Annotated in this window: 23 protein-coding genes; 5 read left to right on the top strand and 18 right to left on the bottom strand. The window is 39.4% G+C overall.

Annotation, left to right across the window (positions count from 1 at the left end):
- Window positions 1-13 precede the first annotated feature (13 nt).
- The 7 genes from ACFG4S_RS23170 to ACFG4S_RS23140 form a co-directional block, all read right to left on the bottom strand.
- Window positions 14-1,102, bottom strand: a complete 1,089-nt coding sequence (locus tag ACFG4S_RS23170; protein WP_392531338.1) for a glycosyltransferase family 4 protein — start codon at window positions 1,100-1,102, stop codon at window positions 14-16.
- A 92-nt stretch (window positions 1,103-1,194) separates the two neighbouring features.
- Window positions 1,195-2,424 carry a polysaccharide pyruvyl transferase family protein gene (locus ACFG4S_RS23165; protein WP_392531337.1) on the bottom strand — a complete coding sequence of 410 codons (1,230 nt, stop codon included), beginning with the start codon at window positions 2,422-2,424 and terminating at the stop codon, window positions 1,195-1,197.
- Between the two features lie 260 nt (window positions 2,425-2,684).
- Complete coding sequence (locus ACFG4S_RS23160; protein WP_392531336.1) at window positions 2,685-3,857, bottom strand: polysaccharide pyruvyl transferase family protein; 1,173 nt, start codon at window positions 3,855-3,857, stop codon at window positions 2,685-2,687.
- 482 nt (window positions 3,858-4,339) lie between these two features.
- On the bottom strand, window positions 4,340-5,797 hold the full coding sequence (locus tag ACFG4S_RS23155; RefSeq protein ID WP_392531335.1) for a Coenzyme F420 hydrogenase/dehydrogenase, beta subunit C-terminal domain: 1,458 nt from the start codon (window positions 5,795-5,797) through the stop codon (window positions 4,340-4,342).
- 20 nt (window positions 5,798-5,817) lie between these two features.
- Window positions 5,818-7,269, bottom strand: a complete 1,452-nt coding sequence (locus ACFG4S_RS23150) for a lipopolysaccharide biosynthesis protein (protein WP_392531334.1) — start codon at window positions 7,267-7,269, stop codon at window positions 5,818-5,820.
- Window positions 7,270-7,699: 430 nt separating this feature from the next.
- The gene (locus ACFG4S_RS23145) at window positions 7,700-8,155 is read right to left on the bottom strand and encodes a response regulator (RefSeq protein WP_392531333.1); all 456 of its coding nucleotides are present in this window, start codon (window positions 8,153-8,155) and stop codon (window positions 7,700-7,702) included.
- A gap of 4 nt (window positions 8,156-8,159) precedes the next feature.
- On the bottom strand, window positions 8,160-10,421 hold the full coding sequence (locus ACFG4S_RS23140; RefSeq protein WP_392531332.1) for an ATP-binding protein: 2,262 nt from the start codon (window positions 10,419-10,421) through the stop codon (window positions 8,160-8,162).
- Between the two features lie 390 nt (window positions 10,422-10,811).
- Here ACFG4S_RS23140 and ACFG4S_RS23135 point away from each other — a divergent pair, with 390 nt between their 5' ends.
- The gene (locus tag ACFG4S_RS23135) at window positions 10,812-11,216 is read left to right on the top strand and encodes a response regulator (RefSeq protein WP_392531331.1); all 405 of its coding nucleotides are present in this window, start codon (window positions 10,812-10,814) and stop codon (window positions 11,214-11,216) included.
- A 243-nt stretch (window positions 11,217-11,459) separates the two neighbouring features.
- Here ACFG4S_RS23135 and ACFG4S_RS23130 read toward each other — a convergent pair whose 3' ends face one another.
- Complete coding sequence (locus ACFG4S_RS23130; RefSeq protein ID WP_392531330.1) at window positions 11,460-12,362, bottom strand: cation diffusion facilitator family transporter; 903 nt, start codon at window positions 12,360-12,362, stop codon at window positions 11,460-11,462.
- A 475-nt stretch (window positions 12,363-12,837) separates the two neighbouring features.
- Here ACFG4S_RS23130 and ACFG4S_RS23125 point away from each other — a divergent pair, with 475 nt between their 5' ends.
- On the top strand, window positions 12,838-13,191 hold the full coding sequence (locus ACFG4S_RS23125; protein WP_392531329.1) for a hypothetical protein: 354 nt from the start codon (window positions 12,838-12,840) through the stop codon (window positions 13,189-13,191).
- Window positions 13,192-13,590: 399 nt separating this feature from the next.
- On the opposite strand, the gene ACFG4S_RS23120 is transcribed toward ACFG4S_RS23125, so the two are convergent.
- From ACFG4S_RS23120 to ACFG4S_RS23110, 3 genes are all read right to left on the bottom strand, one after another.
- Window positions 13,591-13,827: a DUF4327 family protein gene (locus ACFG4S_RS23120; protein WP_392531328.1), complete on the bottom strand. Its 237-nt coding sequence runs from the start codon at window positions 13,825-13,827 to the stop codon at window positions 13,591-13,593.
- Window positions 13,828-14,626: 799 nt separating this feature from the next.
- Window positions 14,627-15,046 carry a 30S ribosome-binding factor RbfA gene (rbfA, locus tag ACFG4S_RS23115; protein ID WP_392531327.1) on the bottom strand — a complete coding sequence of 140 codons (420 nt, stop codon included), beginning with the start codon at window positions 15,044-15,046 and terminating at the stop codon, window positions 14,627-14,629.
- A 129-nt stretch (window positions 15,047-15,175) separates the two neighbouring features.
- Window positions 15,176-15,382 (bottom strand): DUF751 family protein, encoded by a 207-nt coding sequence (locus ACFG4S_RS23110; RefSeq protein WP_392531326.1) that lies wholly within the window; start codon window positions 15,380-15,382, stop codon window positions 15,176-15,178.
- A gap of 164 nt (window positions 15,383-15,546) precedes the next feature.
- On the opposite strand from ACFG4S_RS23110, the gene ACFG4S_RS23105 reads away from it, so the two are divergent.
- Window positions 15,547-16,404, top strand: a complete 858-nt coding sequence (locus ACFG4S_RS23105) for a DNA adenine methylase (RefSeq protein ID WP_392531325.1) — start codon at window positions 15,547-15,549, stop codon at window positions 16,402-16,404.
- Here the strand turns inward: ACFG4S_RS23105 and ACFG4S_RS23100 are convergent.
- From ACFG4S_RS23100 to ACFG4S_RS23090, 3 genes are all read right to left on the bottom strand, one after another.
- Window positions 16,376-16,852: a PD-(D/E)XK nuclease superfamily protein gene (locus ACFG4S_RS23100; RefSeq protein ID WP_392531324.1), complete on the bottom strand. Its 477-nt coding sequence runs from the start codon at window positions 16,850-16,852 to the stop codon at window positions 16,376-16,378. The two genes, ACFG4S_RS23105 and ACFG4S_RS23100, sit on opposite strands and share 29 nt — an antisense overlap.
- A gap of 192 nt (window positions 16,853-17,044) precedes the next feature.
- Entirely contained in the window at window positions 17,045-18,265 is a 1,221-nt protein-coding gene (locus tag ACFG4S_RS23095) for a HetZ-related protein (protein ID WP_392531323.1), read from the bottom strand.
- Window positions 18,266-18,671: 406 nt separating this feature from the next.
- Window positions 18,672-19,331 (bottom strand): L-threonylcarbamoyladenylate synthase, encoded by a 660-nt coding sequence (locus tag ACFG4S_RS23090; protein ID WP_392531322.1) that lies wholly within the window; start codon window positions 19,329-19,331, stop codon window positions 18,672-18,674.
- A 75-nt stretch (window positions 19,332-19,406) separates the two neighbouring features.
- On the opposite strand from ACFG4S_RS23090, the gene larC reads away from it, so the two are divergent.
- On the top strand, window positions 19,407-20,696 hold the full coding sequence (gene larC, locus ACFG4S_RS23085) for a nickel pincer cofactor biosynthesis protein LarC (protein ID WP_392531321.1): 1,290 nt from the start codon (window positions 19,407-19,409) through the stop codon (window positions 20,694-20,696).
- Between the two features lie 156 nt (window positions 20,697-20,852).
- Here the strand turns inward: larC and ACFG4S_RS23080 are convergent, their stop codons facing one another.
- From ACFG4S_RS23080 to ACFG4S_RS23070, 3 genes are all read right to left on the bottom strand, one after another.
- Window positions 20,853-22,112, bottom strand: coding sequence for an FAD-dependent hydroxylase (locus tag ACFG4S_RS23080; RefSeq protein ID WP_392531320.1), 1,260 nt, complete (start codon window positions 22,110-22,112; stop codon window positions 20,853-20,855).
- A 524-nt stretch (window positions 22,113-22,636) separates the two neighbouring features.
- The gene (locus ACFG4S_RS23075) at window positions 22,637-22,825 is read right to left on the bottom strand and encodes a hypothetical protein (RefSeq protein ID WP_392531319.1); all 189 of its coding nucleotides are present in this window, start codon (window positions 22,823-22,825) and stop codon (window positions 22,637-22,639) included.
- Between the two features lie 104 nt (window positions 22,826-22,929).
- The gene (locus tag ACFG4S_RS23070; RefSeq protein ID WP_392531318.1) at window positions 22,930-23,688 is read right to left on the bottom strand and encodes a YebC/PmpR family DNA-binding transcriptional regulator; all 759 of its coding nucleotides are present in this window, start codon (window positions 23,686-23,688) and stop codon (window positions 22,930-22,932) included.
- Window positions 23,689-24,004: 316 nt separating this feature from the next.
- On the opposite strand from ACFG4S_RS23070, the gene ACFG4S_RS23065 reads away from it, so the two are divergent.
- The gene (locus tag ACFG4S_RS23065) at window positions 24,005-25,342 is read left to right on the top strand and encodes an ABC transporter substrate-binding protein (protein WP_392531317.1); all 1,338 of its coding nucleotides are present in this window, start codon (window positions 24,005-24,007) and stop codon (window positions 25,340-25,342) included.
- A gap of 17 nt (window positions 25,343-25,359) precedes the next feature.
- Here ACFG4S_RS23065 and ACFG4S_RS23060 read toward each other — a convergent pair whose 3' ends face one another.
- Window positions 25,360-26,046: a potassium channel family protein gene (locus ACFG4S_RS23060; RefSeq protein WP_392531316.1), complete on the bottom strand. Its 687-nt coding sequence runs from the start codon at window positions 26,044-26,046 to the stop codon at window positions 25,360-25,362.
- Between the last annotated feature and the right edge of the window lie 3 nt (window positions 26,047-26,049).

Below are 26,049 nucleotides of genomic sequence, written 5' to 3'. Positions count from 1 at the left end.
CTATAGTTAATTTCTACAGGCAATAACCATATACATCAGCCGTAAGTTTACCAATGTATTTCCAATTATACTGTTGAGCTAACTCGAAATTATGCTGTCCCATAGACAACAACTGATGGTGTTTTTCTACAGCGGAATTCATAGCTTTTATTAAGCCATTTTCTTCATCAATCTGATATAAGAATGCACCTTCATCATCAAGAACTTCTCCAATACAACCTTTACGTGGTGCTATACAAGCTCTACCGAAGGACATTGCTAAAACTACTGCACCCGATGTCAGAATATCTCGGTAGGGAAAGATAACTACATCAGAAGCATTCATATAAACTTGAATTTCATCGTCTGGAACGAAGCCAGGGAAGAACTTGATTCTTGGATAGTTAGCAATCTTTTCTCTAAGGATATCTGTTATTTCTTGGCTATCATTGTAAACTTTGCCAGCAATTACTAGCTGTATTTGATCGCTATTATCACTATATATTTGATTAAATTTATCTATAAGTTCAAATACTCCTTTGTAGGGACGAATCGTACCCAGGAAGAGAAAAATAAGGCTAGAATCTTTTAAACCTAAACTTTCTCGCGCAATTGTTTTTTCAATATTATTTTTATAACACTCTATGTAGTTTCCATGCGGAACAACGAATATTTTATCTTTATTCTTGATAGAAAATTCTTGTGCAACTTCTTCTTTGGCAGCTTTACAATGAGTAATGATCGCGTTAGCTAATTGGGCTACCACAGTACTATAAATCCTATCTAGAATTATGTATTGATTTTCATGATTTTTAAGATTATGTACAGTCCAAACAATTTTTTTGCCAATTATTTTTAAGACAATTAGTTGGAGTATAAATATTAATAATTTCAATAAGTTAACTACTTTATTAGAATTTATAAAGAATGGATGTAACCACTGTAAATGTATAATATCTGCCTTTTTGTGTAAAACTACTTCGGGGAAAAAAAAGGTTCTGGAAGATGAAGCGCTAGGCAGTTCTACTTGAATATCTAGTTGTTCTAAATGACTAATTAACTGCTTGATGTAAGGATTTTCATCATTCACTCTAGGGAGAAAAATAGATTTTATCTGCTGCATTTTCAATTTAATTACCTCAACTAATTGCTATTATTTGCCTTTGAACACTAAGAATTGAGTGCAATCTATACTTCAGTCTAATGGCAGGACTTTTATTTCAAAATATCCAAAATCATATCAAAGTTACTGGCTGCTGCTTGCTTCACTTTTGGTAGGACTTGATTTAGTTGATCAGCTATCTCGTGACGTTTATTCCAAGAGTTAACGATCGCGGCACAAGCTACATCAGCATTGAGAAATTGTTGAATTGAAATCAGTAGTCCATTTTCCAGTGTTTGGGAACCGAAAAGATCGGTCATAATTCCCTCTGCTTTAACTGAATAACCAACCGGCATAGTACAGATACCACTAGAAAGCCCAGCGATCGCCGGATGCATTCTTTCGGCTACAACCATGTCACAAGCTGCAATTAACCCTTTAAAGTCTGATGCAGTATGGTCTGCACCAGCAAGTCGAACATCCCGATTGTAATCGAGGGCTTTTAGCAATTGTGTGGCAAAGATGCGATCGTCATTATTCGCATTGATTTCTTGAACATGAGGAATTATCAATACCTGCGCCTGAAATTCGTGAATCATCAGCTTGATTACCTGACACCAGACATTAATATGATTGTTGTAATCTTGACCAGCGTAACGGCAAATACCCTGGCTAGGTGCGATCGCAATTTTCGGTCTGTTTTGGTCAATACCGTAGTTAGTCAATATTTTAGCTACGATCTCTGGAGATGGTGGCCTCAACAAAAAAGCTGGATCGGCTGTATGTTTAACTAATGAAGGATCTAAACCTAAATCTTTCGTGACATAGTTGTAGGAAAGTTCTTCTCGAACTGTAACTAATTTGGAACGACGAGCAACTGCTAACCAAGCTTCCACCTCATCTTCAGTTTTGAATGGTCCAATTGATTGAGCCAGAAACACAACTGGTACACCAGCATCTAAAGCTATATTTAATGGTAATAAATGCCGATTCAATCTCCCATAGTCAGAACTGAATACATCTCCTCCTGAAGCAATCACAATTGATGCTTCCCGAATGGTTTTTACATTGGATTGGTAATCAGGTGACAAAGGCTGATAAAATTGAGAAGCAATGTTACGTAACTTGTGTATTCGGGTTCTATTAGCATTTTTTAGGTTATCATTTATTGGCTTTGAACCAAAAACCTCTAAACGAGTTTCGTCATAATCAGGTGAATCAGTCAATACATCTATAGTCAAATCAGGCTGACGTTCTAGTAACTGTTCAATACTGGGGATGACTAATGCTTCAACACCTCTATTACGTAATCCAGTGATTCCTGTAATAATTCCCTTCATCATGATTTCTATCCTTAAGGTTTTTATAGTAAAGATAAAGCCTTAAAATTGATGCCCGCTCTGAATTCAAATTTTCCTTCCATAAAGCTTTTCAAGCTTGAATAAAATTGTCATTTTGGAATCATCAAGCAGATTGAAATATTTTCAACTCATAATTTACATTAGACATAATTCAAATCTTACAATCAGTACTTTGTTTATTTAATTATCAAAAAATGATTGCCTTTTTGACAGCGAAGAAGTTCACAACTTTATTGAGCTACTCAATTATTTGATAATACATTTTTAAGAGCTATCTCTACCCCTGTCATTCGCTGAGTGTAATTCTTGACTCCTGCTTCTATGCTCAGGCGAGCTGTTAATGGGTCGTTCAATATTGTCTCGATTATAGGAATTAACCGTGTTTGATCGAAACAGTTTAAGGGAATTGAAAGCTCAGGTTGGCCAATCTCCTCCATAAAACCATGAACTTTAGGATCGTATTCAGCAGCTATAATTGGCACACCTAAACCTGCTGAAAGAATAAGCGAGTGTAGTCGCATACCAATCATTAGGTCTAAACTACTAATTAATGTGTTCAAGTTTTCAAGTGATTTAAAATACCGATGAACAACAAATTGGGCTGAATGACGGCTGTAGCGTAGTAAGCTCAATATACTTACATAGTCATCATCAGTATGATGATAGCTGTTTTCATATGTTCGGAAAGGCAAAAAATGTACTATAGCTCCATACTTTTCCACCAAAAAATCTGCTAATGCTGCTATCTCTTTTTCCAATGAATGATACACATCAACATCTACAGAGATACCACGGCCACTTAAATGTCGCACTGAAATACCTATTTGAAGAGGTTGGTTAGCAGGACGTATAGATTGAGATAATGTTTCTGGTATAGCCTGTAGGGCTAAGTCACTCATCACATGAATAGAATTACAGACCCCTAATTCTTCAAGCTTATTCTTCGACTGTATATCACGAACTGCCAAAAAATCGACTTTGTTTAGAACTTTAGGAATCAGAACTTTAGTTTCTGGTTTCCAAATTTCTCCAACACTAATTCCAATTACAAGTGTACGACGACGGAATTTTAGCGCTTGTTGTAAAAAACGTAACCACTTCGGCGCAACAGTGTGTTGAAGACTATCACGCAGCAAGTCACCACCTCCAAGAACAAAATATCTACTCTCAAGTATTTTCAGAAGCCTTTGAATTTTCACATCTTGTTTGTAGCGATGAACTGACTGCACATAATAACGAGACTGAGTGTCTTGCGGATCGTTAGAAAAGACTGTAAACGATAGATCGTGTTGCTGCTTTCGCAGTAGGTTAATCATACCGTGGAGCATAGCATCATCACCGAGATTGTGATTACCGTAAAACCCGCATATAACAACTCCTTTGTTCCTAGCCAAAATTTCTCCTGAAAAATTCAAAACTTTGTAATAAAAATATCACAAACTATACCCAAATAATACCGTAAATCTTGTTTTCATTTGTTTAAGGGTTGTTATAAATCCTACCTTTCTTTCCTGCCATGAAGGGGAGTATTTACTACCTGTCAAAACTGTTTTAACGCAATCAGTAACTTAATGATTAAGTGTAATTTGATACTTATAAAGTAGTAAAAACTAGTACCTGGGAGAAGTAATTCAGTTAGTGATTGAAACTCTATGTAATCTTCAAAACAAAATATTTGACAACTAGATGACAAGCAATTAGGGAACTTACGCAAAAACCCTTTTAAACTCTCATCCCCCTCGGTATCCTCTGTACTTCGTTTTTCATTGGCTGTGCGTAAGTCCTAAATTAATTGAACAATGACTTAGGGAGCAAATCGTTTGATGCATTTTTTACAATTTTCATCAATGATTGATTTGTATAATTTTACAAACTAATCATTCATGAAAATACCGATTTAAGTACCAAGCAAATTCAGTAATAAATATTTAATTTTCCTCGCTCCTCGTCTCCATAATGCTTCCTTTTGATATAGTTTTTGATATCCTTGTACTAAGGAATCTAACCGCTGCTGAAACACAGAAAATTTACCAGCATCAACGGCATCTTTAAAAGCAAGATGACTTTCTGCTGCTAGAGCTACCCTCAGATGTTGCCGCTCTTTTAGGGTACTATTGAGGTGTTTTGCTTTGGGTTGAACCCGTTTCTCAGGACGCCATTGACCCTGTAAGTCAGTTAAGTGCAAACGATAAGCCAAACCTTCTCGTCGATGCTGAAAACCTGATTTTTGTGATTGAGAAACTTCATCAGCGCTAATTCGATCGAGCTTTAATTGTCTTCCACTCATACCACGCTCGATCATCTCATAAATGATTGGGTGACGGGCAACAACAACGTTTGTACCTTTACTATCCTGAATATACTGAGGTAACCAAGCATCACCAACGGTAACATCTGCTGTTTCTCCCACCACATCATCACAATAATCACAAGCTTTATACTTAAAGAAGCCTAACCCCCAATCAGTACCATAGAGGTCGCGCACAGACTTAACATGAGTGACTATCTGTCCGTCTTCTTGAACTCCAGTTACTTCAACACCGTATCGGTTGGCGTCTGCATCTGGTAATTTTTTGCGAAAGTCAATTGCCAAAAGGTTACCAGGTGCGATGCCACTTTGCCAAGCAAACATCTCGGCGAAGCGCATACTTTTAAGATGTCCACAAATTAGCGCTACGCAGAATTTTATTCTTTCAGCTAATAATTGATCTTGTCGCATCAACAGACGAACAGCTTTAATAAAACATGGAATACCAACAATAGCGTAATGTCCTGGTCGTTCACGAATTAGCTGTATTACCTCAGACATTTCTACCGGGTAATAGCGGGACTTAGCACCATTCTGTACCTGTTCGATAGTTGTTGAAAGTTGATAGGAAAATAGTCTAGGGTCTGACTCCGAGGGATGCCGTTGATGCACATGAATCACACCATCAACTAGTCCTTGACTAAGAAGATTACTCACTAGCCAGGTTCCCATACCTCCGGAACTACCGCGATCGCGAAAATCATTTTCTAATACATAACCCGCATAAGTAGCTAAATTGTAGCCAATTTTATCATGATATTTGCATTCATTACTGAATAATGGTTGGCTAATTTGGTCTTCATTGAGACTTTCATTGGAAAAAGGACATACAGATTGCACTGAATTACTCACAAGCCCCGGATCTACCAATGGATCGATAGTCGCTTGCAACTTACCATATTCATCTAATTGCATTTTTAGGGGAGATCCATTGATGGCTGTACAAGCCCCACAGCCAATACAGTAACCACCATCAATTACAGTTTCTAATAACTTAGTTACCTCAGAAGCTAGGCTGTTGTCTGGAATTTGTTGATTCTTTGTCATAAAATACTTTACCTACTAGGTTAACGGGAAATATTTACGACTTGCCAAAATAGTTTCGGTGCAATTAATAAAATGGCTACACAGTATACGACTATACCAACAATTATAGAAATAGCTAATATGGCATAAGAACTGATGAAGTTACTCAACAAATATTTAACACTAAAGATCGCAGCGAGCATAATTGTTGTTCCTATTAGAGGAACTATACCTTGGGCTAAATAAGTGCTTACATCAATGCGAATCAACTTCCAAAGTACCCAAATATTCAGGGGAACCATCAAATAACCTCTGATCACGTAAGCTGCGGCAACAGCAACAATTCCCCATTGAACTGATAGAGCAAATGCTACAACATTGCTGACGGCTTGTAAAAAATCCAAAGCCAATTTCCAAGAAGGCTTTCCTACAGCCATGATCACAGAACCATTGAAATAAAAATAAGCATAAAGAATACCTATAAGATTCAAAACTTGCATGACAGGAATACTTGGCGTCCACTTTTGCCCAAATACGACTGTCACTATTTCCGGTGCTAATATTACCGTGGCCATGAATCCTGGAAAAGTTATTAAACTTGTAAGTTGGATTCCTTTGTACAGTGCATTACGTAATCTTTCTGGCTCGGACTGTAACCTAGAAAATGCAGGAAGAGAAACTTTGACAATAACGCTAGTAAGTAATTGTGTTAAGATTAGCAGCAACCGATAGGCAACGGTGTAATATCCTAAGGCAATAGAACCAAGGTAATAACCAATTAAAAAATCGTCAGAGCGGCGGCTTAAGAAATTAAATAAATTTATCCCCATTACATTCACTCCAAAAGCAAATAATTCTTTGAAGTGTTTCGGAGAAAATCTTAGTCCTGGACGCCAATCACTTACCCACCAAAGTACTAAAACTTGTATCAAGCTATTAGTTAATTGCTGACCAACAAGACTCCAGACTCCAAATCCCATGAATGCCATCGTTACGCCTACTATACCGCCAATAATTACCGCTATTAATGAGCGTATAGCAAGGGATTTGAAAGCTAGTTTTCGTTGAAAAATTGCTTCTTGAACGCTACTAAAAGCACTGATTATAAAGCCTAGAGATAAATAGCGGATGATTGGAGTAATTTGTGGCTCTTTGAATAATTCAGCAATCAATCCAGCACAAGCAATACTAAGTATTGCTGCCAGTCCACTAACTCCTAAATTAGTCCAAAAGGCAGTATCTAAATGTTCTTTTTCTAGATCTTCACGTTGAACAATTGCTTGAGAAAGACCTTGATCGAGAAAAACTTGTAAAAAGTTTAAAAATATGGTAGAAAGAGCGACTATACCAAAAGTTTCTGGACCTAGTAAGCGTGCCAGTATTAAGAAAACACCAAGAGAAATAATTTGACGCCCCCAACTGTCTAGAGCAGACCAAAATACTCCCTTAACAGCTTGTTTTCGTAAATTGGATGAATCTTTAGGTGATTGCATTACAGAGTTTACCGATGAAATAGTTGTGATCAGCAGCTAGCGTGACTATTTTTGTTCACCACAGTCACTTCTAGCTTTTTTATTTAAGTTCTAGTTATTATCAAGATTTTCTAATCGAAAAAGGACAAAATAAAATACATATAGAATATAAATATATAGATATCAGAAATAGAGATATCAAAAATAGTGTTTAGCCTTAAGTGATTACCCATTGAAGACTCTACCACAATCTTTTTGTCAAGTGGTAGTCATTACATAAAGTTTAGCAGAAAATTTACTGATAACTTTATTATATATTTATACTAAACCTCTCTATTGCCTTATTGTCGTGTTTTGGGTGACATGTAGCTTTGGTAATCACTGACTACAATATCGAACAATTAATATAGGAGAAACATAATAATTAAAAAAGTTAGCGTTTGTATGATGACTACTTGCTAACAGCATCAGGGAGAATGACAATATCTAACCAATAGGTTATGAAACTTTGAATAGTTTGTACTAATCGATTGATGTCAATTGGTTTTAAAATATAACTAGCAATGCAGTATTGATAACATACTTCAATATCTCTGGGGTTAGAAGAAGTGGTAAATACAACTACAGGAATATTTTTCAGGTATTTATCCTGCTTGATTTGCTCCAAGACTTCTCGTCCATCCGTTCCTGGTAAGTTCAGGTCGAGCAAAATAATTGAGGGACAAGGGAACTTTTGAGAGTCGCTGTAGGAGCCAGTGTGGTAGAGAAAGTCAAGTGCTTCATCACCATCAGTACAGCGGAAGATCGGATTAATAACGCATTGTCCGCGCATGACTCGACATAGCGCTTCAAAGTCTTCGTCGCTGTCTTCAATCACCAGTAGAGGTTGAGCAGTTTTGCCAATCATAGGTTTAGTCTACTCCCTGTAATGTGAAATAAAAGGTAGTGCCTTCGCCGTAGGTTGACTCTACCCAGATTGTACCGCCATGTCGTTCGACAATTTTTTTGGCGATGGTCAATCCTGCTCCTGTACCACCGCCATATTTCTTCGGTCCATGTAGACGTTTGAAGATCCGGAAAATCACCTCAAAGTGTTTTTCTCGAATCCCAATACCGTTATCTCGAACGTAGAATATAACTGGTGCAGGTGAAGGGGCTTCAATATAGCTAATTTCAATCCATTTTCGGGCTTTGTCGTTGTATTTAATAGCGTTGGCAATTAGATTATTGAAGACTTCGCCTAAATGGACGCGATCGCAGTAAACTGTTGGCAGTGGTTTAGGAATACGGATTTCTATCCTCATTTCCTCAATTCTGGCACTCAAAAGATCTAAACTTCGCTGTAGAACAATATTAAGATCGGTGTGCTGCATTGAAAGATCTACTCTTCCCAAGCGAGAAAAATGCAGGAGTGAATCGATTAAATCCTCCATCCGCTGGGTAAGACGAATTAGAGTTATTAATTTTTGCTTACCTTCTTCGTTAAGGATTTCGCCGTAGTCTTCAATTAAGAAATTAGAATAATTATGAATACCGCGCAATGGTTCTTTCAAATCATGAGAAGCAATGTAGGCAAAGGCATCTAATTCGTTGTTACTACGTTGTAGCTCGATATTTAACTGCGCTAGTTCATCTGCTTTTCGCAAGACCACGCCAATAATAGCACTTCTCAACTCCAGTGCTGCATTGACCTCACAGAGTTTCCAAGGCAGAGATTTTAACCAAACGGTTTCTTTCCATAACTCAAACGATTTCCGAGGTGATAAGCGCAAACTCCCATCTACCTTCACTTCCACAGGTTTATTTGGGTTACCTCCCCAATTTACTGTTTGCACTACCTCTGGACGAAACCACAAAACATAGTTTTTCTGAGTTTTGGAAAACGAAAATACCATCAAACCACTAGCTACATCCCGAAATTTTTCTGCTTCCGGATAAACTGCTGATAGGGAATTAGTGTAAAAAATTTCTTCATGCCAGTTTTCATAAATCCATTCGATCAAATTGTGAATATCTTGTTTTTCTGGAGTGTTACCAACCTCAAAATATTCTTTGTCAAAATAGACCACTGCTCCTTGAGCATTCACAAGATTAAGTAAATTCGGCTGATTCTTAATTAAACCTTCAACAAAGTTAGTTTCTGCCGACATGTATTCTACTAACTTGCTATGAACTGATTTCAACTGAATCTTGTATTCACTATCGTCGCTATCTTCCTTTGCATTTAGTTGTACAGATGTCATTTGTCCCAAAAATTCACACGCATTGCGAATTTCATATGGAACATATTTAGGCGATTGATGATGACAAGCAATTAGTCCCCAGAGTTTTTTATTTTTCATAATAGAAATTGACATTGATGCTGTTACGCCCATATTATGCATATACTCAATATGTAAAGGCGAAACACTTCGCAACACTGATTTACTTAAATCTAAAGGTTGCCCAGTCAAAGGATTATTTGTGGGTATAATGGCAGTTGGTTGATAGTTAGCATCCGGGATCAGTCGCAACCAGTTTTCGCTGTAGAGTTGCCTAGCTTGTATAGGAATATCAGAAGCTGGATAGTGTAAACCTAAATAAGATGTGAGATATTCTGGTTTTTCTTCCGCAATAACTATCCCATTCCAATCCTCATTAAAGCGATAGACCATCACCCGTTCAAAACCCGTTATATTTTTGATTTCTTTGGCAATAATTTGACTTATTTCTGTAACATTAGATGCGAGTTGTAACTTAGATATAGTCTGTTTTACTAGATGATAAAACTTAAAAAATACGTTACTTTTCTCTAAAAATATAGGTTCTAATTCGAGAATTAAACATGAATTAGAACGATGAATAATCACCTCAAATTCTACAGTTTTGCTCCCAGATATTATTTTCAATTCCAGAGGATTGACAAAATCTAAATTCTCTTCAGATAAGCAATCTCTTAAAAGTTTGATTTGCTCAGATTCTAATAAATTACTTAAAGGTTTATTTAGCAATTGTTCAGGACTTATGCCAAGCAAAGAGGAGGTATTATTGCTACATTGCAGGATAGTTAACTCTGGTTCCTTTAATGCCAAAAGTACTCCATGAGGTTGAATAGAGCCAGGAATATGAATTGGCTCTCGATCGCAGTTGGTGAGGTCAACTAGAAAGTTAGTGGTAAAATCGTTAGTGTTCACTAGTAGCAATAATCACAAGTGTAGCTGAACTGAAAAGAATCTCTAATTTAGTGAGAAAGTTTTTGGTTTAATATATCTAAGGAACTAAAATCTGAATTGATGATAAAATTCCTCAAATAAGATTTTCTCATTAATCTCATTAAATTTAGTATTTATTAAATTGAAATTTTTCAATTAAAAAATCTAGACCTGGACAAAATTGAAACCACGTAAAACGATAGATAGACAAAAAATAGCCATAAATTTGGATCATGGCTAGGAGAAATGATTTGTTTTCTCTGAAAAAAGGCACTATCGCAGTAAAATTACCTAATAATGTAGTCCCTGAGAAAAGAAAAGAAGCAGATTGCTAGAAATCATTTTTATTTAATCAACGTTAATGGAGATGTTATGGAACCTCCTCTTGCTCTTACTGGCTTAAACATCCTCGTCGTTGATGATGATGAGGATAGTCGTTTTTATATTACAACTGTATTGGAAGCAGATGGAGCAAGCGTTATGGCAGTTGCATCGGCAGCAGCAGCATTGCAAGTATTAGCTCAATTACACCCTGATATCTTGATATGTGATATTGCTATGCCTAGTGAAGATGGCTACACTCTTATGGGCAAGATTCGGGCGCTCAAACCAGATATTTCTGGAGAAGTCCCCGCTATAGCCTTAACTGCTTATGACGATCGCGAGTATCGTAACCGCGCTCTAGAAGCCGGCTTTCAGATTCATGTTGCTAAACCAGTTGATCCAGGAGAACTAGTTGCGATCGTCGCAAATTTGGTTAATTCTTGTAAAAAATGATATGAAGTGGGATTAGGGATTGGGGACTTGTACTGAGTTTCGACTACGCTCAACTACCGCAAAGCCGAAGTAGCGAAGCCGTTGGCGCAGCCTCTCGTAGAGAAGGGAGCCGAAGTATTGGGGATTGGGCAAAACAGTTCTGATTGCTGTACATGGATAGTGGGGCGTTTAGCCCGTGCTGAGTTAAGAGTGAGGAGTTTTTTGTTTATCTGTTTATCTGTTTGTCGCCTTGTCCCTCTACCCTTATCCCTTGGTCTCAAAACTAATTTGCTCGGACTTGTATGCTGGTGGCTCCACGTGGATTAAAATCCTCACTGGATGAAACCGATCTTCTAAGCGGCTTTCTACTTCTTCGGTGATTTGGTGCGCGGTTTCTACGTCTGGTGCATCTACGATTAAATGCATTTCAATGAATACTTGACGACCAAGAACACCACGAGAAGCGATCGCATGACAGTTAATTACACCAGGGACAGCAGTGGCGATCCCATGTATTGCTTCTGGTGCGATCGCCATTTGATCTACCAGCCAAGGTAAATTCTCTTTTAAAACTGACCAGCCACTCCAAAATACCAACAAAGCGACAGGAAAAGCTAACACCAAATCCATCCATTGATAACCTAGCCAAACTCCAATCAAGCCAGCAATTACCGAAATTGTCACCCAAATATCACTCATGGTATGTGTGGCATCAGCTATGAGAATTGGACTACCTACCCGCCTACCCACAGCACGTTCGTAAAACGCTACAAAAATATTCACACCCAAGACAATTAGTAATAACCACAACTCAGGCGGTGATATTCTCACAGGTTCACCATCACCCTTGAAAATTCGTTCGATTGCTCCTTGGAGAATTTCAAAACAGGCTATTCCTAAAAATGAGGCAATTCCTAACGCTCCCACAGCTTCAAATTTGCTGTGTCCGTAGGGATGCTCGCGATCGGGTTGTGGAGAAGAAAATTTACTCGCAATTAATCCTAGAACGTTGTTGGCGCTATCTGTCACACTATGCAAGGCATCAGCGAACAAACTCAAAGAACCTGTCCAGTAGCCCACAAGTACTTTCAATCCCATGACAAATAGGTTGAGCAGTAGGGTAATAATTAAAACCTTTCGCACTTCGGCGCGGTTATCGTAAGTCATAGATTATTTATCACATCAAGTTCTATGACTTCCAATGTAAAACTAAAAACACAAATAAATACAAATAAAATGTATCAACCTCTTACACAGTAAGGATTAATTGTCTCGAGAATCGAAGGAATTATACTAATTTATTGACATTCTTTTTAACTAAAATGGGCTACAAGCTTTATATATATTAGTAATACCTTTGGAAGTAATAGCGTATCTTTGGCGTTAACAGAAAATAGATATTAATTAATTTTCTCTGTCTGTAAATCCTCGCAAAGATAATTGGAGGACGTTTTGTCAGCGTTAGCAGAACTAACTACAAATTAGTTTTGATATTTATACATGTTTGTAGTAAGGACTTTAGTCCTTGAATTTTTAAGCACTAAAGTGCTTACTACGAACCTATAAAAAGTTTTCCGATAGACCACTAGTCTACCTATTCAGGTAATATAAGTAATTATCAACAAGTTTTAATAAAAAAGTAATGTCTTCAATTCCTCTCACACTGAACCTAGTTGAAGGTTCTGTCTCCTTCAGTTTTTCACCCAAAGCAGCACGAGAATTAAAGGCAGCAACGGATCAATTAATGGAACGCCTAAAAATTGTCGCTGCTAAACCCATTCCTGGCTGTGGTAAAGCGAGTCCCCAGCCTCCTTTAGAATATCGTTATACTGGCGAGGTCTTTTTAGAAGTTTTCTGTAATCCTAATATCTGGCCGACTCCTTTCGCAGCCAAAGTACTGCTAACTGTTCGCAACATTAACATCCGCGTAACTACAGAAGCCGAACTGACTCGTATCATTGATGATATTAATCAGTATTTAGACCAAGTGGGATGAAGAGTGGAGGGGTAGGGGAAGATAAGGAGACAAGGAGATAAACAAAACTCCTCACTCAGCACTGTTTTGCCCGATGCCCAATGTCTGATATTTCTAGAAAAATTACCGGAGCAGTCCAGCATTGGGAAGTACTCCGGTAAGAGAATCTATATACTAGACTCAAGTTGTAGCGCCAGAACGATTTGTTCTGATGGCTCAAGTAACCCGAAAGTTATATAAATTCAGACTTAATGTTTACGTATTAATGAAAAACGCAAGATTCTCCAGGGGGCAATATTTACTAAAAGCCAGAGACTATCCCCGAGATTGGGCATCGAATCGTTGATTGTAAAATCCAGGCATCGAAAATAAACTCCCAATCCGACATCCGAAAGCCGAAATGCCAAGTCAAAATATTGATTAGTCGTTGTCCCATTCTTCACGACCAATCAAATCGCCAATGCGATCGCGCAACAAGAAGTCACATTTTTCTAATTCACATTCAACGCAAACCCACTCTCTGGCTGGAATGTATTGGCAGAGTGTATATATTGGCTGTTGTCGGCTGACCATTCCCTTATGCACCAGTCGACGTGCTTCGTCTTGGATGATATCCAGAGAATAGTAATTAATAGAAGGCACCGTATTCACACTCATGTTTTTTACTCACAAATTAATACTTAGATAGTGTTCCCGTTAGCTGCTAGGAACAAACACGACAGGGATTTGACTTGTGGCTAGGGTTTTGTAGTTTGCTATACGGAACTGATTTCATTTTGACGCTACATAACCTGAAATTATCTCAAGAAATGTTAAGAAAGTCAACAAACCCTGACATTTCTGAAACCTACGCTTCACAAAACAATGTCAAAGTAGTTAACAAAACCTGCTAAGTTAGTTGTCTGACTTTGAACAATAGGTCTGAAAGCTTTGTTACTACTGCCTTTAATCATGATTTGGCAGATGGAAAGAGTTGAGAGAGCGATCGCTTACATATCAAAATAATCACCTTAAAGCCGTATTTGGAACTGTTGGTACTTATCTCAAGGTAAACAAGATAAGAATATTTGGCAGTAACTAAAGTATAAACTGTTGCAAAACTAACGGCTAAGTTACACTATGAAGTTTTTTACCCTAGCATCTGTTAATAATTTCTTAAACAAATCGGCAATTACTTGGTTAATTTCAGCAGTGATGCTACACATTTTTTCTTAGGCAAACATCTGTATAAGGGTACAGTAATCCCATTTCTCTTTATGTTCGCTATAAATACGACGAGACGGGGACGTAGAAGACAAGAGCGCCAAGGCAAACACAAAGCATACTATACGCAAGTACCGATCCCTGAATTAGGTTATGGTCACATTAAAACAGACGGGAGCTAGTCACGTCTGTAAAATGTTTGGCGGATTTGCTGAGATTAATTGTTCTGAAGTTACATTGTTATTTAAGCTGCTTATTCATCAGATAATTCATCATCTCGATCTGTTGTGTTTTCTACTGCTATGAGATTTTCTGGCGGACGCTCATTGTTCAGTTGGTTTAGTAGCGCCAGTACCTTATTACCCCGTTCTATGGAGCGATCTTCGAGAAAGATGACTTCTGGTGTGCGACGTAAGCGTACCCTAGCACCAAGTTCGCTGCGAACAAAACCCGTGGCCGACTTTAAGCCTGCCATTGTTTCTGCCTTGGCTTCATCTGTACCATAGATACTGACGTAAATTTTGGCGTGTTGGAGATCGCCGGAAACATCAACATCAGTAACACTTACCATTCCTGTACCCACACGGTCATCTTTAATGCCGTTGATTAGCATTTGGCTAACTTCGCGTTTGATTAATTCAGCAACGCGGGAAACGCGGCGATTTGTAGCCATAAAAGTTTCGCCTCCTCACAGAGGTTGTACGACATAACGTGAATAGATGCAAGTTAGGTAGACAGTAATTAGCGCAAACAACGCCAAAAACAACTGTCTGTAGGGCAGAACCCACAACATAGCCCTAGTCTAGATTGTACTAAAACCCAGCATTGCACGTAGGGTAAGAGTAAGGAAGACTAGGCTGCTCACAAATAAACCCAACAGAGCGATTAAGGTGACTGGGCGTTTCAACAGTGGCACTAATGGCGCAAAGGTGTTCAGAAACAAGCCTAAGACGATAGTAATTAAGTACCGTGGGTAGCGAAAGACGTTATCCCAAAATCCGTCAAACATCTGAATGTAAACTGCCTTGTTATAAACTTATGTTTGTTTTGATATGCTTTATCTACTCAATTGTAATCTATGCGGGTGGAAAATTAGCCAGCTAATATAAAATATGCTTCGTCGGTTATATTGGCTTTATTTAGCCACGATTATTTAAGTCAAATTGTAAGTAAATGGTTATTCAAATCCCCAAAGAAACTAGCCCGCGTCCCTTTTTGAAGTGGGCAGGGGGCAAAAGTAGGTTGATTCAGCAATATATTCCTTATTTTCCTAAGAGTTATAAAACTTACTATGAGCCGTTTTTAGGTGGCGGTGCTATATTTTTTTATCTTCAACCAACCACAGCAATTTTAACTGATATTAACGCCGAATTAATTAATACTTATTGCTGTGTTAGAGATAACGTTGAGGAATTAATCTCGCTGCTAAAAGAACATAAAAAACAACATAATAGAGATTATTACTATAGTGTAAGAAATAATTCTCCTAGTAGTGCTTTAGAAAAAGCTGCTCGTGTAATTTATCTTAACAAAACCTGTTTTAATGGTCTTTATCGGGTCAATTCACAGGGTAAATTTAATGTACCCTTAGGCAGATATGAAAATCCCAATATTTGTCCTGAAGATCTACTGCGAGTCGCCTCCGCAGGACTTTATCACGCAGAAATTCAACAAGCGGATTTTACAGAAGTGCTAAATCGCGCAACTGGGAATGATGACTTTGTATTTTTTGATCCACCTTACCATCCTATCAATAATACAAGTTATTTCACCGCCTATAGTGCAAATTCTTTTACTAAAAAAGACCAAGAACTTTTGAGAGATACTTGTGCAGAGTTAGCAAGTCGTGGTGTCAGAATAATGGTATGTAATTCTAATAGTGAATTTATTCAAAAAATTTATACAGAGATCAACTTTGAAATACACACGATTAAAGCAACGCGATCGATTAACTCGAATATAAAAAATCGAGGCATGATTGACGAACTATTAATTACATCTTTCAAAGATTTTTATTTGCCCAAGCAATAAATCTGTCTAAGCTATAAACTGCTAATAAATTATGATTATCATTAACTCTTGCTTTTAACCATTTGCTGGCACCTTCTCGCATACCTTCACCGCCTAAAATCACAATAGTAGGTGCAGGGTAATAGTGCTGAATATTCATATTCAAATAAGGAAACTTTTCATCAACTGAGCCGGGGCTTTCTTGCCATTTGCACTCGATAATTAAACCAGATGGTATCGTAGGTGAGCCAACAACGTAAAAATCAACCTTTAAATCAGTATGATAAATTCCAGTTCCAATATAAACCTCTTTCCCATACCGTTTTGGTAATAAAGCCGCATTTAATACCAATTCTTTTGAGACATAATTCCCTACTTGGAAATAATTATATCCATTCAAAATTGCTTCTACATTAATTTCTAAAATCTTCCCTGCTTTATTTGCTCGTCCACCTTGAGTCAGAGCCATCCTAAATTCCTCTGCCAAAAGTACCGCTTCTTCTAGGATTTCATAGAAGCGGTAGCAAATCATCAGTTTCTTAATATGAATTTTTGATGAAAGTACAAAAATTTGGTATTTTTGTACTAAATAAATACAAATGTATTAATAATTTGGATAAGAAACAAGTTAGTAATTCAAGTAGTAATTATCCCTTAGACTTCAACCTGTCTGCGCCTCAGTGTTACCGTTGCGGATAGACCATGCTATTTCTAAAAGTTGAGTCCAGCGTTTTTGTAGTTGTTTGGGAGTGCATTTGATGGCTTTGGCGATCGCCTGATCGCTTTCTCGTGCAGTTTTTAGTTGTAAAATTTCCTGTTGTTGTTCTGTAAGTTGACCGATAAAGATTTCCCACTGCTGGGAAGATAGACCCAATTTTTGTTCCAAACCCGCACCTAACCATTGATGTACTAATTGCCAGTGGTGTTGCTTGGCAAACTTTTCTACATGGTATTTAAAGCGTTGTTGCAGATAATCGCGCTGACGGCTAGTTAAACCGAGAATTTGGTCAATTTCTGGGGCTGAGAGGTCTTGGAGTTTGAGATTTAAATAGTCCATACAGTCAGATTGACCTTGAGACTCTAGGTATTTCATCAATTCAGTGATGACGCGATCGCGTTCTGACTCTTCTGATGGATCGAAATTAGCTTTGGCGATCATTTGCGATCGCAGTTGTTGCACCGCCGAGTTCCGTTGGTAAGATTCTGCTTCTTCACCCTTAGCAGACTCTACCGCCATTTCAATATCCACCGTCGTTTCTTGAGGCTGACGACGGGCAAAACCTTGGGCGCGCAAGATAATTAATTGCTGATTTGCACCACCAGGTAAATTGATGCGACGTTTGGCGTACTGTTCTGTAAACGCCATATATTCAGCTAATTGGAGCTGAGTACGCGGTGTGTGATCCTCAGGTAATTCGTTTTCTCGGCGGAAAGCTTTGATGGCTTCAATATAAAATGCTTGTAAAAAATCTTCAATAAGGCTGTAACGAGCCTCAAAACCCAGCTCAGAGCCAGATATAGTTACATGGCGGTAAACCATCGCACCCAAATTGCTATGTAATTCTACCCGCCCTTGTTTTGAACCTAGTTGGTAGTAACGTAAGCATTTTTGCATCCGATGCCTTGCCAATGTAATTTGCCAAGACTTAATTTGCCCAGATGTTTGGATACGAGAGCTTTTATCGCAAATGCGTTCTACTTCTATGGCTATGCGGTTGGCTAAAGCTTGGACACACCTGGGTGCTGCTTTCACTTGCCCTTGCATTTCTTGACACAGCAATTGAATCAAGGTATCAGTGCTGCTAGCTGGCAATTCTTCAGTAGAAATGTGACTCTCAAAAACTGGTGTAGAGTTTGGTAGATTGACGACATTAGCTTTCATAACTTTTCCAGGGAGTAGTATTGCACCGTAATTACAACGCAGACACAGCAATCAAACTTGGTTTTGGCTGGAGAATATTTGGGCATTCATCCATCAAGTTTTGCCGCATGTAATGCTCAGATCTAAAGCTCATATTTAATACTGTAGGAAATACGAAAGAGTTACAGCTATGACAATGTGTCGGTTCTTCCACAAGCCACCACATTGATGCTAGTAAATGGATACGCACCATTTTTTTTTAAGTTGTCAAATACCCTGCTATACCCAGTGTTGCCACCATCCTGTTATATCCACTGCGTAGGCGCAGCACGTCGTAGACATCGCCTTTAATTATGACAATCTCCAAACTGGAGTCGTTTAAATCACATTTTCCGAAACCAAGAGGCGCGCCAATGAAGTTTAACTCTTATACCCACGCTGCTGCTGCTTCCCAACCTAAGCCCCTCCGTATAATTACCGCTTCATCTGCCGTTAAATCCAAAATAGTAGATACTTCATATGTAGGTTCCTCGCCAGTGTCTACAATTATGTCTACCAAATTGTCCAAACGGTCAAATAACTCTACCCGTGATTGAATTGTCTCTGGATCTATCCGAATCATGCCATTATCTGCTTCATCTGCTGGCAGATGTGCGGAAGTTGAAATAATCGGATTGCCTAAGGCTGACAGCAGAGCCAAACACACAGTATGGTTTGGTACTCTAATTCCAGTAGTTTTCCGCTTGGGACTTTGCACTAAGCGCGGTACTAACTTAGTTGCTGGGAGCAAAAACGTGTATGTACCGGGAATTAGGCGCTTCATAATCCGATAGGCTGTGTCACTTACGAAGGCATAAGTTGCCACATTTGAAAGCGAGGGACATAAAAACGTCAGTGGTTTATCATTTGCTAGCTGCTTAATTTGCCGCACTCGTTCTACCGCTGACTTGGCATTCAAATCACAACCGATCGCATAAACTGTATCAGTAGGGTAAAGCATGACAGCACCACTAGAGAGCGCTGACTTTATTTCCTCTATTCGGCGCATCTGAGGATTATCCGGATGAACTGGGAAAATTTTTGCCATAGGTGGGGACTTGGGAGATGGGGAGCAGAGGGGAATAGTTAATAAATAATGAATAATGACTAATGATTAATAACTATGAATAAAATCGCTTATCTTCAATGTCCGACAGGAATTTCCGGTGATATGTGCCTGGGTGCTTTGGTTAGTTTAGGTGTTCCTGTGGAGTATTTAATTGAAAAACTCAATGGGTTGGGAATTGAACAGGAATATCAGTTAGCAGCGGAACTGGTGCAACGGAATGGTCAGCAAGCGACTAAAGTACATGTCAATTTAGTACATCATCATCACGACCACGACGAAACTCACGATCGCAGCCACCATCACACGCGCCACCTGCCAGAAATAGAGCAGATGATTTTCAAAGCAGAGTTGCCACCACGAGCAGAAGCTTGGAGTTTAGCCGTATTTCGGCAGCTAGCAATCGCGGAAGGGGCGGTGCATGGTATTGCTCCTGAAAAAGTTCATTTTCATGAGGTGGGTGCTGTAGATGCGATTGTAGATATTGTGGGTACTTGCCTGGGGTTGGATTGGTTGGGGATTGAGAGCAATGGGCAAGGATTACCTTTACTCTACTGCTCGGCGTTCCCGACTGGTGGCGGCACCGTTAGGGCAGCACATGGCCAAATGGCTGTACCAGTACCAGCAGTATTAAAGCTGTGGGAAATGCGGGGTTGTCCGGTTTATAGTAATGGCATTGAACGAGAACTGGTGACACCAACAGGAGCCGCGATCGCCACTACTTTGGCAAGAGATTTTGGTTCGCCACCTGCGATCGCTATCAAGCAGATAGGATTGGGAGCAGGAACCATAAATTTACCCATTCCCAATATTTTACGCCTCTGGTTGGGCGAAAGCGCAAATTTACAGTCCAATTTCAGCAATTCGGCAGATATTAGCTCAAATCTAGAAACTATCTCGGTACTACAGACCCAAATTGATGATTTAAATCCCCAAGCGATCGGCTATGTATTTGAGGCGTTGTTTGCCGCTGGGGCAGTGGATGTTTTTACCCAGGCGATCGGCATGAAAAAATCCCGCCCAGGAATTTTGCTGACTGTAATCTGTCATCCAGAAAATTTACTCAGTTGTGAAGCAGTTATATTCCGCGAAACCACAACATTGGGTATTCGGCGAAGTAATCAGGAACGCGCCATTTTACAGCGAGAAATTCAACAAGTGGAAACTGAATACGGTAAAGTTCGCGTTAAATTAGCATGGAAAGGACAATCGGTAGAAAAAGTTATTGCTAATGTGCAGCCAGAATATGAAGATTGTGCAGAATTAGCTCGAAAACACAATATTCCCTGGCGCGAAATTCAACGGCTGGCGCTTCAAAGTTGGTATTTAACAAATCAAAAAGACTAAGGGATTTCCAAGAAATAAATTACCCAATATTGTGGGGTGGGTGTCTCGCACTTGTGTGGTGGGCACTCATGTCGCCCACCACACAAGAGTTAAATAATTTTGCATAATTCCTAAAAACATACATTTATAGACTTTTGCAAGAGGTCTATTCTTTGGTCAACGTTTTGCCAATTCTGGAGTACGCCCTTGTAAGCCAATCATCAACTTGAGCATAAATATCTTTAAGAAAGGTACTCGCTGCAAAAACCATAAACCTAGGCGACGAACTATCACCACAGGTAAGAAATTATTAGAAAACATCCGATCTAACAAATCGGTGAAACCCAATATTGTGAGGTTTTCCAGCTTGCGCCAGCGTTCATAACCCTTGAGAATCTGAATATCCCCAATATCTTTACCCGCCTTGTGGGCTGCTTGTAATGTTTGCGCCAAAGCTGCTGCATCCCGAATACCCAAATTTAAACCTTGTCCGCCAACAGGATGACAATTGTGGGCTGCATCACCAATTAATGCTAGTCGCGGAAGAACATAGCGATCGCTTTGCATAAGTTGTACCTGAAAAATAAAGCGATCGCCAAGTAATTCCAATTTACCCATATGATTGCCATACCGACGGGTTAATTCTGCCAAAAATTGCTCATCATCTAAGGCACATAAAGCTTTTGCTTCTTCGTGAGGTGCTGTCCAGACAATGCGGCAACGATTCCCCGGTAAAGGTAAAATCGCAAAGGGACCGCTAGACCAAAATCTTTCGTAAGCAGTATTGTTGTGGGGTTTTTCGGGTTTCACGAATGCGACGATGCAAGATTGCCAATATTTCCAGCCAGAGGTTTTGATCCCCGCAGCTTGACGAATTGGCGATCGCGCCCCATCTGCAGCTACGAGTAATTTACTCTTGACTGTTTGTAGGCGATCGCCGATTTTAATATTTATCGCTACAGTGTCCTGTTGGTATTGCGTATCTACCACCTCAGCCGGACAGAGATAAGTCACATTTGGACAATTTTGCACAAACTCTTGCAACGGCTGCAACAATGCTTGGTGTTCCGCCACATAACCCAACTCTGGTGTCCCTATATCATCTGTGGCAAATTCCACTACACCCGGATAATCGGCATCAGAAAGACGAACCCGACAATATTTGGCGATTTGAGGCAACATTTTGTCCCAAACTCCAATTCCTTGGTAAATTAGCGACGAAAGCATATGAATTGCATAGGCTTGACCCTTCGCTACCGCCGCTGATGCCACTTTTGCCTCAATCAGCAGTACACTCAAACCAGAATCTTTTAAGGCGGAGGCTAGAGTTAAGCCAATAATTCCACCGCCAACAATTACCAAATCATATTCATATCCCCGATTGTCTGATGGTGTTTGGGGAGAGTAAAGAGTTTGATTAAGTTCTGCTAGCGCCATTGTGAAGATAAATTACAGCATCTTAACTCTTATTCTTACGCGATCGCGTCCCTTTGAGCAAGTGAAGAGGGTTATATAACAGTTTTCTTTTGCATGGAGTACAAAGTTACGGGTTTGGAGGCAGGAGGTGGGGCAATACGGTTCGGATAAGCATTTTTCACAATCGAGTGTGGTCTGGGGAAAGGGTAAGGGGTAAAGGGGAAAGGATATATTCAAAACATGAGTCCCTTTAACCTTTCCCCTTTAACCGAACCGTATTGGGAGGTAGGGATAAAAAGTTTTTATAGATCATATTAAGTCATAAATTTTATACTTCACTTAGTTAGAAACTCCTGTATTTAAAAACTTAGGATTGTGGTATGTAAAAATCTTTTTCTTAACAAGAATATCCCCGAATTCTTAGAGAAGTCGGGGATCTAAAGTTTGCAATTGCAGCTGAGTTAAATAATGCAATTATTTTTGAACTAAAGCTAGCACTAAATTTGATTACAGAGCTAGTAAAAACTTTTGCAATTAAATATTAACTATTTTTGAGGTTTTTGAAGTTGATTTTTTAGATGACGTTTGTGGTGTCTAGTATGTTTTGTGTGATGAATTTTACCAGATTTTACATGAGCCTTATGAGTAGTTGCAGCTTGAACAGCAGGTACAGAAATAGCTACGGGTGCAGCAAACATTAAAGCCAAAACTAAAGCTTTAGCGAAGTTATTCACTTGAAATTCCTCATTACTTAATCAACAGTTCAACTATCCAATAGGTGTATGTCGAAAGGTTGAAATTGATGTGAATCTTTCATGTCTCTTTTGACAGATATTGATTAAGAAATACTGATAGTCATCAATTCCTCTGTAACTTCAAAGTTAGCTGTGACATTTTGAACATCATCTAAGCCTTCGAGAGTGTCAATTAACTTGAAAAGCGATCGCGCCTGTTCGGAATCAGTAACTTCTACGCTATTACTGGGAATCCACCGCAATTCGGCGTCAGTCACTTTAAAGCCTTTAGCCTTAAGTGTTTGGCTGAGGGTTTCTAAATTTCCAATGTCGGTCAATACTTCAATCATCTCATCTTCAGTCATTTCATAAGACTGGGCACCACCTTCAAGGGATGCTTCTAACAGGCGTTCCTCGTCAACCACACCCAGCAACACACAAACGCCTTTTTGCTCAAACATCCAGCTAACACAACCTGTTTCACCCAGATTACCGCCGTTTTTACTAAAAGCTACACGCAAATCAGCGGCTGTGCGATTGCGATTATCTGTCAAGGCTTCAATCAAAATCGCTACACCACCAGGGCCATAACCTTCGTAGCGAATAGCTTCAAAACTGCTGTTCTCGCCGCCAAAAGTCCCTGCACCTTTAGCGATCGCTCGTTCAATATTATCATTGGGGATACTTGCTGCTTTTGCCTTATCGATTGCCGTGCGAAGTTGAAAATTCAGCGCTGGATCTGGCACACCACTTCTAGCCGCAACGATAATCGCGCGGGACAACTGAGTGAAAGTTTTTCCCTTTTTTGCATCTACTACCGCCTTCTGGCGCTTAATATTTGCCCATTTACTATGTCCTGCCATAATCTGAAATTATCAAAACTCTATTCAAAGATTAGGATATACCTAGCCTTCGCCCAGATGCAAAGGTGAATTTGGTAAAAGGAAGATGAGGGAGACAAGGGGACAAGGGGACAAGGAGATAACAAAACTCCTTACTCTTTATTGAGAACTCGGAACGGGCTAAACGCCCCGCTACCGCTAACGGAACTGTTTTGCCCAATGCCCTTTAGGAGTGCTGAGTGGGAAATTTCAGTTCTTTACTCGGAACTCTTAACTCAGCACGGGCTAAACGCCCCGCTACCGCTAACAGAACTGTTTTGCCCAATGAGAAATGACAATGACAAATGACAAACGCCATAGCAAGCGAAAAAGAAAAAAACTGTCATACTACTTTAAAAACCTACTGTTTATATTATCAGTAAGCATAATTGCCTTAGTTGGATGTCAAGTTATCCTACCTGGTGTTAAAGAAGATCGTGTAATTCATGTAACCCTATGGCAAGGGGTAAATCCGCCGCCAAATCGGGATGTACTGCAAAAGCTGGTAGACAAATTCAATCAATCTCACCCAGATATTCAGGTAGAGTCGCTCTATATCGGGCAACAGGATCAGCAAACGCCCAAGATTTTGGCAGCCGTTGTCGGAAATGCGCCTCCCGATCTGTTGTGGTACAATCCGACGATCGCAGGTCAATTGGTAGAACTTGGGGCGCTTTTACCTTTGGATGAAATGTTAGAAAAATCTCCAATAAAAGCTGAAATTGACCCCGCTTTGTATACATCAATGAAATACAACGGTAGGATTTGGTCTGTGCCATTTGCTACGAATAATATTGGTATTTTTTACCGCCCAAGTTTATTTAAGGCGGCGGGAATTACAGAATTGCCCCGCACTTGGGAAGAGTTTGAGCAAGTCGCCAAGAAATTAACTAGTGATACCAATGGCGATGGACGGACAGATCGATATGGCATGTTTCTACCTTTAGGGAAAGGAGAATTTACAGTCTTTACTTGGCTACCGTTTATGTGGAGTAGCGGCGGCGAGTTAGTGAGTGGGGATTCCCAGAATGCGGCAGAAGTGGATTTGAAAGATAATCAAGGGGCGATCGCTGCTTTGCAATTTTGGCGCAATTTAATTACCGATGGTTCTACTATTTTATCTAGTCCAGAACGGGGTTATGAAACAGATGATTTTCTGGCTGGTAAAGTTGCAATGCAATTAAATGGGCCTTGGAATCTTGCAGAATTTCAAGCGACTGGTATCGATTTTGATGTTTTTCCCATTCCTGTTGGACAAAAACCTGCTACTGTTATCGGTGGTGAGAATCTCTTCTTTTTCAAAACTACACCAGAGCGCCAAAAAGCAGCCTTTAAGTTTGTCGAGTATGCTTTGAGTGAAGAATTTCAGACAGAATTAGCCCTCTCAACTGGTTATTTACCAGTAAATTTTAAGTCTCGTGAAAGTGCAAAATATCAGGAATTTATGAATAAAATTCCTCAAGTAAAAGTATTTTTAGATCAAGTAAAATATGGGCGATCGCGTCCAATTTTTCCTGGATACAATCGGATTTCTGACAGTTTAGGACGAGCAATTGAATCTGTGCTGTTGGGTAAATATTCACCCACAAAAGCACTCCAAGAAACCCAGCAGCGTTTAGATTTGATTTTTAAGTAGGAATACGCTCCTACGAATTACGAATTAGTATTACAGCCTTCAATAAAATCAATAACTTGGTGTAAACATCCTGGTTTAGTCACAATCAGTACCGTTGAATCAGGTTGCAATACTGTACTGCCATTTGGAATCATCAAATCTTCATGGGGATGAGGTTGATAGCCAATAATTAACGAACCAGTTGGAAATCGAGAATCCTGAGCAATTTGGGCAACACTACGACCAACAACATAGCAATTATTTGGGATAGAAAGTTTTAGTACCTCAATCTGTCCCTGTTCAAAATGCATCATCGATTTCACTTGCGGATACTCAATAGCATTTACCATTGTTGAAACTGATAGTTCAACAGTACTGATAATATGATTAGCTCCAACCAGACGCAGAGGTTCAGCAAAATCGGGGTGGCGCATCCGACTTAAAATATGAGGAACACCATAATGTTTAGCAAGAGTCACCATCGCCAAGTTTAAGGCATCACTGCGTAATACAGCAGCTAAGGAGCCAGCTTTGCGAATCCCAGCTTCTAACAATACTTCTGTACTCACAGCGCTTCCTTCAAAAGCCATCGCTCCCACTTGTTCGCGGGCATAGCGACAAGCGGTAGGATCGATATCAATAACGGCAACAGTATGTCCCAGTTCTACCAGTTTATGCGCTAAACTTAGCCCGACTAAGCCAGCTCCACCAATGAGTACGTACATGGA

Origin of the sequence: Nostoc sp. C117, from assembly GCF_043099735.1 — a bacterium.
GTDB lineage: Bacteria > Cyanobacteriota > Cyanobacteriia > Cyanobacteriales > Nostocaceae > Nostoc.
The sequence above is the reverse complement of the archived record's forward strand: the minus strand, read 5'-3'. Positions and strand labels throughout refer to the sequence as shown.